The organism is Streptomyces sp. NPDC093149 (assembly GCF_044754145.1).
GTDB lineage: Bacteria > Actinomycetota > Actinomycetes > Streptomycetales > Streptomycetaceae > Streptomyces.
On the sequence record NZ_JBIVON010000027.1, the window covers coordinates 1 to 13,695 of the forward strand.

General features: G+C 67.9%; 10 protein-coding genes and 2 pseudogenes. 5 read left to right on the forward strand and 7 right to left on the reverse strand.

Going from position 1 to position 13,695, the window contains the following annotated elements; genetic code table 11:
• The first annotated feature begins 225 nt into the window (after positions 1 to 225).
• Positions 226 to 903: pseudogene (locus ACIQCZ_RS38055) on the forward strand (transposase).
• Positions 904 to 909: 6 nt separating this feature from the next.
• On the opposite strand, the gene ACIQCZ_RS38060 reads toward ACIQCZ_RS38055, so the two are convergent.
• Together ACIQCZ_RS38060 and ACIQCZ_RS38065 are read right to left on the reverse strand one after the other, a co-directional pair.
• Positions 910 to 1,362 carry a hypothetical protein gene (locus ACIQCZ_RS38060; RefSeq protein WP_402290029.1) on the reverse strand — a complete coding sequence of 151 codons (453 nt, stop codon included), beginning with the start codon at positions 1,360 to 1,362 and terminating at the stop codon, positions 910 to 912.
• A 210-nt stretch (positions 1,363 to 1,572) separates the two neighbouring features.
• Positions 1,573 to 1,764 (reverse strand): annotated as a pseudogene (locus tag ACIQCZ_RS38065) (response regulator transcription factor); the annotation flags it as partial.
• Between ACIQCZ_RS38065 and ACIQCZ_RS38070 the strand changes: the two are divergent.
• Together ACIQCZ_RS38070 and ACIQCZ_RS38075 are read left to right on the forward strand one after the other, a co-directional pair.
• Entirely contained in the window at positions 1,679 to 2,071 is a 393-nt protein-coding gene (locus tag ACIQCZ_RS38070) for a DUF1062 domain-containing protein (RefSeq protein WP_402290031.1), read from the forward strand. The pseudogene ACIQCZ_RS38065 and the gene ACIQCZ_RS38070 overlap by 86 nt on opposite strands.
• A 176-nt stretch (positions 2,072 to 2,247) precedes the next feature.
• Complete coding sequence (locus ACIQCZ_RS38075; protein WP_402290033.1) at positions 2,248 to 2,628, forward strand: hypothetical protein; 381 nt, start codon at positions 2,248 to 2,250, stop codon at positions 2,626 to 2,628.
• Positions 2,629 to 2,731: 103 nt separating this feature from the next.
• On the opposite strand, the gene ACIQCZ_RS38080 is transcribed toward ACIQCZ_RS38075, so the two are convergent.
• From ACIQCZ_RS38080 to ACIQCZ_RS38095, 4 genes are all read right to left on the reverse strand, one after another.
• Complete coding sequence (locus tag ACIQCZ_RS38080) at positions 2,732 to 3,250, reverse strand: DUF1203 domain-containing protein (protein WP_402290035.1); 519 nt, start codon at positions 3,248 to 3,250, stop codon at positions 2,732 to 2,734.
• Between the two features lie 121 nt (positions 3,251 to 3,371).
• Entirely contained in the window at positions 3,372 to 3,833 is a 462-nt protein-coding gene (locus ACIQCZ_RS38085) for a hypothetical protein (protein WP_402290036.1), read from the reverse strand.
• A 913-nt stretch (positions 3,834 to 4,746) separates the two neighbouring features.
• Positions 4,747 to 5,277: an RICIN domain-containing protein gene (locus ACIQCZ_RS38090; protein WP_402290038.1), complete on the reverse strand. Its 531-nt coding sequence runs from the start codon at positions 5,275 to 5,277 to the stop codon at positions 4,747 to 4,749.
• Positions 5,278 to 5,320: 43 nt separating this feature from the next.
• Complete coding sequence (locus tag ACIQCZ_RS38095) at positions 5,321 to 6,049, reverse strand: hypothetical protein (protein ID WP_402290039.1); 729 nt, start codon at positions 6,047 to 6,049, stop codon at positions 5,321 to 5,323.
• A gap of 230 nt (positions 6,050 to 6,279) precedes the next feature.
• Here ACIQCZ_RS38095 and ACIQCZ_RS38100 point away from each other — a divergent pair, with 230 nt between their 5' ends.
• Positions 6,280 to 9,030, forward strand: a complete 2,751-nt coding sequence (locus ACIQCZ_RS38100) for a LuxR C-terminal-related transcriptional regulator (protein WP_402290041.1) — start codon at positions 6,280 to 6,282, stop codon at positions 9,028 to 9,030.
• A 2,436-nt stretch (positions 9,031 to 11,466) separates the two neighbouring features.
• On the opposite strand, the gene ACIQCZ_RS38105 is transcribed toward ACIQCZ_RS38100, so the two are convergent.
• Positions 11,467 to 12,351, reverse strand: a complete 885-nt coding sequence (locus ACIQCZ_RS38105; RefSeq protein ID WP_402290043.1) for an aldo/keto reductase — start codon at positions 12,349 to 12,351, stop codon at positions 11,467 to 11,469.
• Positions 12,352 to 12,787: 436 nt separating this feature from the next.
• On the opposite strand from ACIQCZ_RS38105, the gene ACIQCZ_RS38110 reads away from it, so the two are divergent.
• Positions 12,788 to 13,693 (forward strand): LysR family transcriptional regulator, encoded by a 906-nt coding sequence (locus tag ACIQCZ_RS38110; RefSeq protein WP_402290045.1) that lies wholly within the window; start codon positions 12,788 to 12,790, stop codon positions 13,691 to 13,693.
• The last annotated feature ends 2 nt before the right edge of the window (positions 13,694 to 13,695 follow it).

Below are 13,695 nucleotides of genomic sequence, written 5' to 3' on the forward strand. Positions count from 1 at the left end.
CGTAACGCCACGGCCTGCGCAGACATCGCCCGCCGGGCCCAACGCTCCAACACCGCACGCTCGTCAACGGACAACAACAACGGTTCCAGCTTCGGTCCACGACGCGGTGCTGGCACACCCGAAGAAGCACTCATGCATGAACTAACGACGAATCTCCGGCGCAGGACACTAGGATCTGTCCGGGCGATCACGTGACTGCCTTGTGCTCGGGTCGTTGGTCTGGGTATGGGGCGGGGCGATCTGACGGATGCTGAAGGGAACGCCTGCGGCCGTTCCTGCTGGTCAGTAGCGGCCGTTGTGGCCGGTGGCGTGACCATCGGCAAGTGATCGACGGGATTCTGTATCAGCTCCGGATCGGGGTGCAGTGGCGCGACCTGCCTGAACGGTTCGGGCCATGGAAGACCGTCTATGAACGGCACCGCCCGTGGTCGGCCGACGGAACCTGGGAGCGTCTGCTCCAGCAGGTCCAGAGCGCGGACGGTCGCTGCCGCCCGCTGTTCCTGATCGGCACAGTCGGGCAGCGGGCCGACTGCACCCAGTTCAGACCGGTCCTGGAGAAGATCCGCGTCCCCCGGACCGGGCAGGCCCCGCAACAAGCCGGACAGTCTCGCCGCCGACAAGGCCTACAGCAACGCACCCTGCCGCGAATACCTGCGTGGACGCGGCATCCGACACACGATCCCGGAGAAGAGCGACAGCCAGGCCGCCCGCCTCCGCAAAGGATCGCGCGGTGGACGGCCACAGGGCTTCGACGAAGAGCGGTACAAGAAACGCAACACCGTCGAGCGGGCCATCAACAAGTTCAAACACGCACGGGCCGTGGCGACTCGCTACGACAAGCGCGGGTACGTCTTCCTCGGCACCATGACCGCGGCAGCCGTCGTCATCTGGCTTCGAGCCTGATCGCCCTCACCAGGCCGGAGGCCGAGACTGGTCGCCACCCTCGATCTCCTCTGGCCAGTCAATGGGGCGACCGTCGGTCCTGTTCAGGATCCCGGGGTCGGGTGGGAACTCTTCGTCGTGCGGTCCGGACCAGTAGGCCCGCCGCGTGCGCGGAAGGGGTATCTCCACCAGCTTGCCGTCGTGGATCATCCACAGCCCGAAACAGTCATCCTCCTCGTCATGGATCAAGACCTGCACCGTCTCTGGCCGGGGCCACGGCAAGGACTCCAGGTACTTCAACAACCCGGATCTACTGCCCATACGCACGAACTCCGCACCCCAACCGAACCCCCAGTTTCCGCCGGGCCTCATCTCGAAGAACGCCCCGTTCCAGGTGCGCGTGTCGTCGCGCCGCGTCAGTGGCTCCATGACCTCGTCCGCGTCCTGCGCCAGCACGATGACCTCAGCAATTCTGCTCATGCCGGAATACCACCGTGAACCACGGATGCGCCGCAACTGAGATCTACTGCAGGTCAGAAGTCAAAGCAGGGCAGCACTTGAGCACGGCGTCGCCCTTGGCCGTGATCGCCCGGACAGGTCCTGGCACAGGCTCAGGTTCCGGTTGCTGATCCCTGGCCCCTCGCACAACAGCGCGAGGGCCGGCCATGCTTCGGCTTCGGTCCACGTCTGCTCGGTGGACTGCTGGGCGGCCCCGCGTTCGCCTGCGCCGACCGGCCCAATTTCGTAGGCGCCGATGACGGCCTGGACACGGTCACGGGGTCCGCGTTCGGCAAGGATGCGGGCGACGTGGGTTCTGACGGTCGCCTCGGCGAGGTGGAGGCGGGTGGCGAGTTCGGCGTTGCTGAGTCCTCGGGCCGGCAACGATTCCGGCCTGACAGCTGAGCTGCTCCAGGATCCGGTCGTGCGGCGCCGCAATCGCATTGCCCTCGACTGGGACAACGCATGGCGCCTCGACACCGGCGGGTCGGATCACCTGGACCGCGAGGTGATCGACGTCTCGGTCCGCTTTGCGGCGCGGATCCCGGTCCGGCCGGTGCGCCTGATCGCTGAAGGCTGCGGTCCTTCGCGGGCCGAGGTCGAGAGACTGATCACGGAGGGGAAGCTCGTTTCGGCAGTCCGGCTGAGCGGCAAGCTCTCCGGCGACGTCACCTTCACGCTCAAGCGCTGAGCCCTCCTCGGGACCGCGGGCCTGTCCGGCATGATCCGCCGGACAGGCCTCAAGTCGCCTGAAGAAGTGGGGCACCACCTTCCGCCTGCGTACAGCGCCCTTGCATCGGCGTCGCAGGTAATCTTCGGGCAGCGCGTTTCGTGATCACGAGACGTTGCCGTAACGGGAGGAACGAAATGTTCAAGTCGAAGAGCACCGGCACGATGTCGCGAAGGTTCGGCGCGGCCGCGGCAACACTGGCTCTTGCCGGTACGGGCCTGTTCGCAGGGGCGGGGTCTGCTGCCGCGGGCACGAACGGGCAGCAGCTGTCGTTCTCGTCGAGCTTCGTGGACAAGGTCTACGCCTGCGGTAGCAACCAGAACGGTGTGCGGGTCTGTTCTGGCTGGCGTGATGTGTTCAGCCCCACCTGGACCGACCTCCACGGGTACTGGTGGAAGGGCGCAGTCGACGTCTATGGCCTGAAGAACGGTGTCAACTACGTCTACGCCGCCACCTGCTACGTGCCTGAGAAGCAGTCGGGCGACTGGTACTTCTGCAACACCGGCGGCAAGATCTGAGCTTGGCCTTTGACGTCGCCGGCCACCCGACCACCTGCTGAGACCGCTGGAATCCGGGAGCACGCGACGCGGCCGTTCTCCATGTTTCGAGATGATGCGGCGGCTACTGCTCCTCGGCGCGGGGCCGTCGCACCTCGAAGTGGAAGCATCCGTACTCCAGTGCTCGGACGTGCACGAGCACCACGTCCGGGTCGCTGAACGCATCGTCGAATGCTGCGTCGAATCCAGCCGTGGTGTCGACCGGAATCTCCAGAAGGCGGCCACCGGCGATATGGCCCCGGGCGTCATAGCGGCGCACGGTGCGCAAGGCGCCCGGCCGATCGAAAGGGTAGTTCTCGCCGGGGGTGAACCCGCCGCAGTCATCGGCGTGGATGAAGACGGGACCCTGTTCGTCGTATGCGCCCGGAAGTGCCCCCCTCGCGGCGGCCCAGCGTCGCAATGGGGCGTACGAAACAAGGGCAATCCGCTCGCCGAGACTGATGGGGCGCAGGCAGCAACGTAGCGGGGAGCCTGTGTCGTCGCGGGTCGCGATGTACGGGGCGCAGGGACGGCCTGCGTCGTCGGCAACCCGCAGTTCCTTGAGGACGGCTGGGTCGATGGGCAGCACGGTGTACCTGGTCATGCGCCCATGCTGGCTCGACGCACGTGAGTCCGCTGGCGGGAATCGGACGTTGTGTGGGTGCGTGCCCACGCATGAGGCTGACCGGACACGTCACAGCCGCTGAACGCAGGTGATTGCAGTACTAACCGTGCATCGCGGTGCTGTAGATGTACAGGGCGATCACACTGGCGACGCAGGCGAGGATCACCCATGAACCGAAACTGGTGTGCTTCCCAGTGCCTTTGTGCCGCGCGGCCTTTCCGGAGCGGTTGGACCGCCCGGGCGCTGCCCGTCCCGGCTCGACCGGCGACGGATCTGCCGCCGCCTCGGCGAGCAGGCGCCGGCAGGTCGCGGCGAGCACGCCTGTACCGGCGGAGAGGGGCACCACGGCCTCGGAACGCGCCGGAGCGGTGGTGCCGCCGCCCAGGATGCGCCCCGCGCGTACAAGAACCTCGTCCCGTCCGCCCGCCGGAGCGAGGCTGATCCATCGCCGTACATGCTCACCTCGGATGACCACACCGCCGGACCGCTCCCGATACACGGTGTACTCCCGCCACAAGATCTCCGCCAACTCTCCAGCGGTGTCCCTCAGTTGTGCGCTCACAAGCCCTCCCCCTCCGCCTCACGGCGAATCGAACAAGCATCGCACTCTAGCGGTATCCGCAGAGCAGGGGTCCAGCACCCCCCCCAGCGGCCGTGCCCGCCCCCGGGTTCAGATCCAGCACCACAGGAGCCTGGCCGCACGACCCGGCTTCGCGTTGCCTCCCCGACACCGATTCACAGGTCATGAGCATTGCTCCCAGCCGTACGGAAGGGACCGTGCCCGGACCGTGGAAGAGGCTGTGCTCCGACTGAAGGAGCTGTTGTTCCCGTTCGATCGCGGACATCGCCGTGCCGTCAGTGGACGTGAGTATCGAGAGGGTGCACGTCGACGCGCGATGTGCTATGGCCGGCGCCGCCTGTCCGGGTTGGGGAGCCTGGTCGACCCGAGTTCACGACTCCTGCCTGCGGTTCCCCGCTGACGTGCCAAGCACCGGACGAAACGTCCTACTCCCACTACGGGTTCACCGACTTCACTGCGGGAACACCACATGCACGCGCCGGACCTTCGTGGGGCAGATGCCCGGTCTGCCCCGCAACCACGGCCGGCGCACCGAGCGGCTGCATTCGACGGCTTGGGGGGCGTTCTCGCGGGGCGCCTGCGCTGGTACCCGATGGGTCTCCGGCACTGGTTTCTGATCACCTGCTGGCCCAAGGGCTCTACGGGATCGTGCTCGCCGACGGCCTCGTCCCACAGGCCGAGAAGCGGGCCGTTGGCTTCGTGACGCTGCCACTTTGTCTCGTGGGCGGCTCAGAACTTCCCGTCCTGATGACCGCACGGCACCCCGGGGCTTCGGGGCGTCCGAATAGGGGCTTCTGCCGCACCCCTCCCCGCCCCGTCGGCCTGCGGCCCGGAGGGGGTGCGGCGGCCCCGCGGGGCCTTCGTCCGATCCACGGAGCCGTGCCCCGTAAGCTCGCTACCGCGCCACGAGGTGCCAGAGCCGCGACGGATCGGTGTCGCAGTTGAAGATGACCGTGGGCGTGTTGTTCAGGACACCCCCACCCGCCGGGCTGAGGCACTTGCCGCTCTTGTAGTTCACCATGTGATACCGGGAATTGCCCTTGTCGACGAGGTACCAGCGTCTCGACGGGTCGTCGTCGCAGTTGAAGATGACGGTCTCGGTGTTGTTGGTGCCGGCTCCCCCGGCGGGGCTGAGGCACTTCCCGCTGTTGAGGTTCAGGATCTGGTAGATGTCGTTGCCCTTGTTCACCAGGTACCAGGAACGCGACGGGTCCGTGTCGCAGTTGAAGATGACGGTGAAGGCGTTGTTGTCCACACGGCCACCGGCGGGGCTGAGGCACTTGCCGCTGTTGGAGTTCACGAGGTAGAGGCCGGTCGCCGACACTGGGCTCGACGCCGACGCGGCGGGTGCGGACACGAGCGATCCGCCGATCGCTGCCGCAGTCGCCGCGATCAGCCCAGCAGCCTTGACATACTTGGTCGCCATCGCTTGCCTTCTCTTTCGGGTGTGGAGGATTGGATGGGGGCGTTCAGCCGCAGCTGCGGAAGGCGTCCGTGGTCCCGGCCGTGGTGACGAGGCCGGACTTCCGGTCGAGGACCACGACGGTGGCGGGTTGGGTGACACCGCTGCGGCAGCTGATGAACCCGACGTACTGGTAGCCCGGGATGGTGCCGGCGGCGTCGGCGGTCAGCTGGCCCAACGAGAACGGGCCGGTCGTGTTGATACCGACGGCGTAGAAGGACACCGTGCCGTTGGGGGACATCCCCCTGCCGGTGGCCTTCAGGTAGGCGCCGGTCGAGTAACCGTATTCCGTGATGACCGACACTCCACCGCGCGGTGTGGCGCCCGGGTCGACGAGTCTCCAGGGGGCGTTGGCGTTGTCGGCGCGGGCCTGGTCGCGACTGGCCGGCGGCACGCACACGTGGTCCGCGGGGGTCGTCTCACGCCATACGTAGCCCGCCAAGCAGGTGTCGGGCCCGTAGGGGCCGCCGTTGGGCATGCGCCGCGAAGCGGCGAGTGAGTTCTCCGTGGCGGTCTGGGAGCGGATCTGCGGGGTTACGCAGACCAGGTCGGACGGGACGGCCTCGCGCCAGACGTAACCGTTCACGCAGGTGTACGGCCCGGAGAGCAGGTCGGCAGCGCCCGCCTGCGTGCCCGTCAACAGGCCCGTCCCCAGCGCGGCCCCCGCGGCCAGCACAGCCGTGGCGCGCCGGGCGAATCGCGCTCTCCGTACGCAGGTGCTTCGTGTGTCACGCAATTGATTCCTCCAGGTCGATCGGGTGCGATGGCATGTCGAATTCACGTGCCGGACCACTGAATTCCTCTGCCGACTTGGTTCGGGTGCGCCGGGAACCGCTGGGTGTGTCGTGTGTCGGCAAGGCGAGAACGTACCTGTGGGACGGCGCCCCGTCGTGAGTAACGTGTTACTCAATTTGCGGACTTGACCCCGCCCGACGGTTCGGGCCGACTTGTGCGGAAAGGCTGCTGATGAAGGATCGGGAGAACGCTCCGCACCACAGACCCGGCACGGCCCTCGACCGCTCGTGGCCCTTCACCGGCCGGGACGGTTCGCTGGCGGAGCTGGCGTCGCTGCTGGCCGATCCGGCTCGGCCCGGCGTACTCATCACGGGTCCGGTAGGCGTCGGCAAAACGCGGCTGGCACGTGAGTTGCTCACGAAGTCGGCCACAGGGCGGGTGCTGGTGGTCGCAGCCACCGAGAGCACCGCGGGGATCGCATTCGGGGCGTTCGCTCACCTGCTGCCCACGTCGCTGCCGACGACCGGCGGGCGGCCCAACCTGCTGCGGATCCTCGCCGACGCACTGCTCGCCGACGCTGGTGACGGCCAGACGCTGTTCGTGGACGATGCGCACCTGCTTGACGACGGTTCGGCTGCCCTGCTGCTGCACCTGGCCGTGCGCAGCGGTACGCGGATCGTCCTCACCGCACGCTCCGGTGTCCCGATGCCGGACGCCGTGCAGGCGTTGCTGCGCGGCGACTACGCCACGCGGGTCGACGTGCCCCCGCTGGGCCAGGACCACGTCGGCCGCCTGCTGGAACGGACCCTGGCCGGACAGGTGGAGACCACGAGCGCGCACCGGCTCTGGCAGGTCAGCGGCGGCAATGTGCTGTGGCTGCGGCAGCTCGTGGAGGCGGGCCTCGCTGCGGGGGCCCTGACGCTCGTCGCGCGGGTGTGGCGCTGGAGAGGTCCGGTCGGGCTGTCCATCGAACTGACCGATCTGGTCGGGCACCGTATGGGACAGCTCGGCCCCGACGAGCAACGCGCCGCCGAACTGCTCGCGTTAGGCGAGCCGTTGGACGCCGAGGTCCTCGAACATCTCGTCGGCCCCGCAGTCGTCGAAGCGCTCGACCGGCGCGGTCTCCTCCTCGGCGAGGAGGACGACCGCCGCACCAGGCTCCGGGCGGCGCACCCCCTGTACGGAGAGGTGCTGCGCCGGGGTTGCCCGCCCCATAGGCGGCGGCGCCACTGCCGGGAACTGGCCGCCGCGGTCGAGCGGACGGGCCTGCGCCGACGGGAGGACATCGTGCGACTGGGTGCCTGGCAGCTGGCCGCCGGGGACCACAGCGATTCGCGTCTTCTGCTCGCCGCAGCCGCATACGCCATCCGTACGCAGGACTTCGCGTTGGCGGCCCGGCTGGCCGAGGCGGCGTGCGAAGCGGGCGGCGGGGAGCCCTCCCGGCGGGCGCTGGCCACCGCGCTCGGCCATGCCGGGAACGGCGTGCGAGCCGAGGAGGTGCACAGCGGCCTGCCGCAGACCCTCACGTGCGAACGCGAACAAGTGCGCTCGGTCCAGCTGCGGGCCGCCAACATGTACCTGTCGCTGGACCGGCCCGCCGACGCTCTGGACCTGCTGCGTCGCGCCGAGAGCACCCTGCGCGACCCCGCCGCCCGCTCCGAACTCGCCGGACTTCAGGCGCTGTTCCATGCGTTGCAGGCCGACTGGCCGGCCTACGAACGGGACCTGGCGCGTGCCCGGCACGCGTCGCCGGTTTCTCGCACCGCGACGAGGACGCACTACGCCGCATGCGTCGCGCACTTCACGCACGGGCGGACGGGCGCGGCGCTGGCACGGGCCGAGTCGGCCCTCGGGACGCTGGCGGCCGGGAACGGCGAGGAGGACATACCCATGCTGAGGGCGGGCCTGCTGAGCTGGCTCGCCAACGCCCAGGCATTCGCCGGGCGGCTGGACGAGGCCGAGGCCACCGCCACCGCCCAGTACCGGCAGGCGCGCGAGTCCGGGTGGGTGGGCCGTCAGGGCGTGTGGCAGTTCTTCCTGGGCCGGATCGCCGCCCGCCGGGGGCGACTTCACTCGGCGCGGCGACACGTGCGCGAGGCTGCCTCCACGTTGCAAGACGACACCACCTGGGGCCAACAAGCCATGATTTTCGGAGAGTTGGCTACCATCGAGGCTCTGCTCGGTGACGTGGCCGAGGCGCGAAGCCTGCTCGACCGGGCGCACCTGGCGCGTGTGGAGTCCTATCGCCTCCTCGACGTGCCGGCGTTTCAGCTGGCCCGGCCCTGGATCCTGGTCGCTCAGGGCCGGGCGCACGACGCCGTGCGGCAGGCGGTGCGCGCCGCGACGGACGCCCGTGAGCGGCGGGCCCTGCTGTGGGAGGCGGAGCTGCTGCACATCCCGGTGCGCCTCGGCCGGTCCTCGGCCGCGGCCGGCCGGCTCGCCGAACTCGTCGCGGTCTCCGACGCTCCGCACATCGCCGTGTACGCCGACCATGCCGCTGCCCTCGCGGCACGGGACCCGGCCGCCCTGGAACGGGCCTGCGACGCGTTCGAGGCGGGCGGGCTGTACCTGCACGCCGCGGAGGCCGCCGCGCAGGCTGCCCGCCTGTGGTCGGCAACGGGCGGTTCGCCGCACGCTCAACGGGCCGCCGACCGCTGTCACCACCTCGCCCGCCGCTGCGAGGGGGTCATGACGCCCGCCGTGCTGGCCTGTTGGTCCCCCGAGCTGACCGATCGGGAACGCGACGTGGCGCGGCTCGCCGCAGCGGGCCTGAGCAGCCGGGACGTCGCGGACCGGCTGGGCATCACCGTACGCACCGTCGACAATCACCTCTACCGCGTCTATCGAAAGACGGGCGTGACGAGCCGCGGAGACTTGCGCAAGGTGCTGACCCTCGACGGAGGGGAGGAGACCGGGGATTCCCAACTGAGTCAGGCACTTTCTCTCGGGTCATGTTCGGGGCCGGACGACGCCCGCAGATAGTCCGTACGTCCTTCGCCCTGAGCCAGGGCCGACGAAGCGGCCTGGCTTCCCGTCCGAATCGCGCGCACGCCCGACCCCGGGTCTTCGTGATCCTCGCGCTACGTCCTTCGGCTGCGGCACCGTCCACGCGCCGGATGTGCTGTACACCGGCTGAAGACCGCCGAAGCACCTGCAGCTGCTCCCCACTGGCCCGACACCCAGTGGAAACGGATGAACGCTTCCATGGGAGTGACAGTCCCCCGTGCGGCAACCCGTCACCACCGCCGTCCAAGGTGACGGGATCTCAGCGACCCGGTGGCGTGCCGTTCGGGCTGCCCTCCCATGCACGGCTGCGCGGGCAGCCAGAACCTGCTTCGTTGGACAACCCGGCGGCGTCGAGTGGTACTTGCCTTCTGCTCGATCAAGCCTGCCCTGCCCTCCGCTACTGAGCAGTCCCGGTGTCTACTGGTGCAGCAGTCCCGGTGTCTGCTGGTGCAGCAGTCCCGGTGTCTGCTGGTGCAGCAGTCCCGGTGTCTGCTGGTGCAGCAGCTCCCGAGTCCGTAGAAGCGGCCCCGGTGTCTGTCGGATTGGCAGCTCCCGTGTCCGTCGCAGCGGCCGCCCCCGTGTCCGTAGAAGTACCAGCCCCGGTGTCCGTAGCAGCAGCCCCGGTGTCCGTCGGAGAAGACCCGGGCTGCATTGAAGTGGGCCCGGATTCGCAGTTGCACCCAGACTCTGGAGGCAGCCCCAGCGCGGCCGCGGCAGCACCCTCAGCCGCAGGCGAGACACTTTGTTGGCTCGGCGCACCGAACCCGAACCCAGAACTGGGTGGCGGAAGCTGAACGGCGTTGGGGTTTCCAGGAACGTTCTGGAGCGGAGCCGCGTTAGGGTTTCCGGGAACCGTCGTAAGCTCGCTGGGATTCGCATATGGCCCTGCGGGAGCGCTACCGGACTGAGCCGACTGCGAGGTCCCTGATTGCGGAGCTTTCGTCGGCGGGGTAGCCGTCACCGACGACCCGCTCGTCTGCGTGGTGCTCGTCGTGGGCTGGGTACTTGTCACCGAAGATATGTTTGGCCGCGTGGAGCCGGACTTCTCGTTCTCGATCTGCTTCACAGCGGAAAGCATGGCGTTCACGGTCTGCCATATGTACTCGTACCCCCTTTGCTTGCCCAGCCATTCTTCATAGGCCACTGTTCCCTTCGGTCCAGGAACAGGTCCCCAATCCTCACGGTGCGGGGCCATGAAGTGCAGGTCTTGTCGGGCCAGCGTTCCACCGAGCAGATAACCATTGTAAAAGGCAGTATCGAGATCCGCTTTGCTTGGCTGCCCCCCACCCCCACCACCTTGTTCAGGGTAATCATGGACCGTTTGAACTGTTACCGATGCCTGCGATTCGGCTGGCGCCGCCTTCGCCAGTGCTGGGGCGACCCCGCCAAGGATGGTTCCGGTCGCCATCATGGCAGTTACGGTGACACTCGCTGCTCGCTTCACTCGTCGATGCTCGTCACGCTTGCTGTACATTTCAAATTCCACTTTCGATCTTTCGCTCTTTCCTCCTTGTGCCATCAAGGTTATCTCGCCACTCCGGCGCCGCCGGGGCCAGAAGACCCCTTATTGCGTGAGTGATTTTACAATTTGTTACCTCGTCAAATTTACGGAGGTCAAACCGATGCCCCTGTCGCTGCTCGATCAATCGGACGGTGGAGCACGGCAGGACCGATCCGACCGGCGAACACCCGAGGTGGGGTGTCAGCGAGGCGGAACCTGAAAGTCGAGGGTGGGACAGGACGAGGATGGAGAACGGCCACGTCAGCGGCGGTTACATTTACCACCCCTCCGGCGTCAACCACACGCTGACAGTCTCGGGCAACAATGCAGGGGCGGGCCGAGGCACAAGACCCCCAGCCGCCAGCAACTCCCCTGGTCGCGCTTGAGGGATCGCCATGGTCCTGGTGGATATAACCCAGCACGCCGCAAAGCCCCAGTGAGGGTGAAGCTCAGAACGGTCGCTGCTCCGAGCACACCAAGAGATCTCTTTATGGGCGCGCGAATTCCATTCACCCTGGATTTGCAAGAATAGCTGGCGTGGAATTTAGCTGGGGCGCCATTTTCATCACTGATCGCTTTTGGTAAATTTCTGGGGAGCCGGGGGATCAGGGCGCACGTGTATGCAGACACCCGTCGCCACCACCTGAGGCACCATCCATTTTTCGAACTCCACGTCAACACGCCGCTGGTGCGGGAGGTTCTCGCCGAACCGGCATGGCCATCGAGGCTGACGGATGAGGACCGGCGCGGCCTGACCACCTCGTTCTGGTCGACCATCAACCTGCGCGGAACGTTCCGCTTGGAGATGGACGCCCAACTCGACCTCGGCCGGTCGGCGACCGTGCCGATGCAGAAAGACACCGGGGCCCGGCCGTCGGTCAAGGTCGGCGAGCGACGCCCCGTGACCCGCCTCAACCCGACAGAGCGTCCTCAAGCTGCATCAGCTCCTCCGTGCTCAGCTTGAGGTCCGCGGCCCTGGCCGAGTCGGTGATGGAGGCCGGGCGGCTGGCTCCCGGTACCGGGATCACTGCCGGGGAACGGGCGAGCAGCCATGCCAGGGCGATCTGCTGCGGGCTGACGCCGCGGTCGTCCGCGATGCGGTGGAAGGCAGTACCGACCGCGGTGGGACCGGAGAGGCCGTCGAGGGAGCTGCGTGAGATGCCGCCCAGCGGGCTCCAGGGCAGAAAGGCCAGACCCAGCTGTGTGCTCAGTTGCAGCTCTGCCTCGCTGTCGCGCACGGCCGGCGAGTACTGGTTCTGCACGGAGACGAGTCCGTCGCCGAGGATCAGATGTGCTTCGCGGATCTGGGCGGTGGTGACGTTGGAGATCCCGGCGGCACGGATCGTGCCGGCGTCGAGCAGCTCACGCAGCGTGCCGACGGACTCTGCCCAAGGCACTGCCGGATCCGGCTTGTGCAGCTGGTACAGGCCGATCGCCTCGACGGCCAGACGCTTGGCGGAGGCCTCGGCGGCTTGCTTGAGATGGGCAGGGGTGGCGGTGACGGTCCAACTGCCGTCGCCGGGACGGCCGCGGCCGCCCTTGGTGGCGACAAGGACGCCGGAGGTGTCGCCGCCGTACCGGGCCAGGGCGCGCGCGATCAGCAACTCATTGTGGCCGGCCTCACCGGCGTGCCAGTGGTAGCTGTCGGCGGTGTCGATCAGCGTGACACCCGCATCGAGGGCGGCGTGGATGGTGGCAATGGCCCGCGTCTCGTCCGGACGGTGCTCGATGGACAGCGGCATGGCGCCCAGGCCGATGGCACTGACGGTGGTGTCTGCGATGGTGCGGTACTGCATGCTGACTCTGCTCCTCAGACGGTTGGTGACGGTTCGGCGGTATGGGCTCCGGCGACGGCGCGGGCAGCCAGTGGTATACGTCGTCGTGCCAGGGAAGGTCCACGGCCACCAGCCGGGTGGCCGGGTGCACGATCTCCTCCGGTACCGGCGTGCCCGGTGGAACAGCCTGCAATGCAGCAGTCGCCGGGGCGTGGACCTCGGTCATGGACGTCATGCCGTAGCGCCGGGTGTGGCCGGCAAAGGCGCGGCGGACTATAGCGGCCTGTACAACGGTGCAGCAGACCTGTTCGACAACCACGTCGCAGGTGCGGGAGCCGAGCGCTTTCCAAAGCACCGGTTTCCGTCGATGGCGCAGATCTTTTGCATGCCCCCATCTTGGACACGTACCGTCATCAGCAGAAGTACTTACTTACTGAACAGGAATTAAGGCAAACTGTTGATCGATGTCCAGCGGCTCCGCGTCCTGCGGGCGGTGGCGGAGCACGGCAGCTTCAATCAAGCAGCCACTGCCCTGCACCTCACCCCCTCGGCCGTCTCCCAGCACGTGGCCGCCCTGGAGCGCAGCCTCGGCGCCCAGGTCGTCGCCCGCAGCACCCGCGGCGTCACCCTCACACAGGCCGGTCAGATCATGGTCGGCGCTGCCGAATCGGTCGCCGCGGAGCTCGAACACGCCAAACAGCAGGTCGACCAGCTCAGCACGGGCCGGGTACGGCTCACCGTCGCCACCTTCACCAGCGGCGGTCGGCTCCTGCTGCCCGGCGCCCTCACCCGGCTGATGGCAGCCCATCCCCGCACCGTGCTCCACGTCAGGGAGGGCGAGCCCGAGGACACCCTGCCGCTCGTCCGCCAGGGCGCCATAGATGTCGCGCTCGCCTATCACTTCGACGGTCCACTCCCGGTTGGGCCGGGCCCCAGCTCCAGCCTGGAGTGGACCCCACTCCTGGAAGACCCCCTGCACGTCGTCCTGCCGGAGAGGCATCGGCTCGCTGACAGCGACGTGCTCGACCTCGCCGAGCTGGCAGCCGAGCCCTGGGTGCTCGGCTGTCTGAAGACCGAGACATACCTGCGCCGCTACGCCGAGCGCGCCGGCTTCGCTCCGGAAGTACGGGGCACCACCACCGACTACTTCTTCGCCCGCTCGCTCGTCGCCGCAGGCATGGGAATCTCTCTGATCCCCTCTATTGCACTCTCCCCTGAGCTCCCTGGCCTTCGCGCCGTCCCGATCAAACTGCCGGGGCCGATCCGGCACATCGGCGTCGTCGCAATCAACCGCGGCAACCGACCTCACGTGACGACTCTCATCCAAGCCCTTCGTGAACAGGCGCTGCAGCAGGACCAGTAGGA

Bases quoted from the DNA above. Each gene is read 5' to 3' on its own strand.
- ACIQCZ_RS38060 (WP_402290029.1), bottom strand. From the start codon at position 1,362: ATGAGCAGAATTGCTGAGGTCATCGTGCTGGCGCAGGACGCGGACGAG.
- ACIQCZ_RS38070 (WP_402290031.1), top strand. From the start codon at position 1,679: ATGCGGGCGACGTGGGTTCTGACGGTCGCCTCGGCGAGGTGGAGGCGG.
- ACIQCZ_RS38075 (WP_402290033.1), top strand. From the start codon at position 2,248: ATGTTCAAGTCGAAGAGCACCGGCACGATGTCGCGAAGGTTCGGCGCG.
- ACIQCZ_RS38080 (WP_402290035.1), bottom strand. From the start codon at position 3,250: ATGACCAGGTACACCGTGCTGCCCATCGACCCAGCCGTCCTCAAGGAA.
- ACIQCZ_RS38090 (WP_402290038.1), bottom strand. From the start codon at position 5,277: ATGGCGACCAAGTATGTCAAGGCTGCTGGGCTGATCGCGGCGACTGCG.
- ACIQCZ_RS38100 (WP_402290041.1), top strand. From the start codon at position 6,280: ATGAAGGATCGGGAGAACGCTCCGCACCACAGACCCGGCACGGCCCTC.
- ACIQCZ_RS38105 (WP_402290043.1), bottom strand. From the start codon at position 12,351: ATGCAGTACCGCACCATCGCAGACACCACCGTCAGTGCCATCGGCCTG.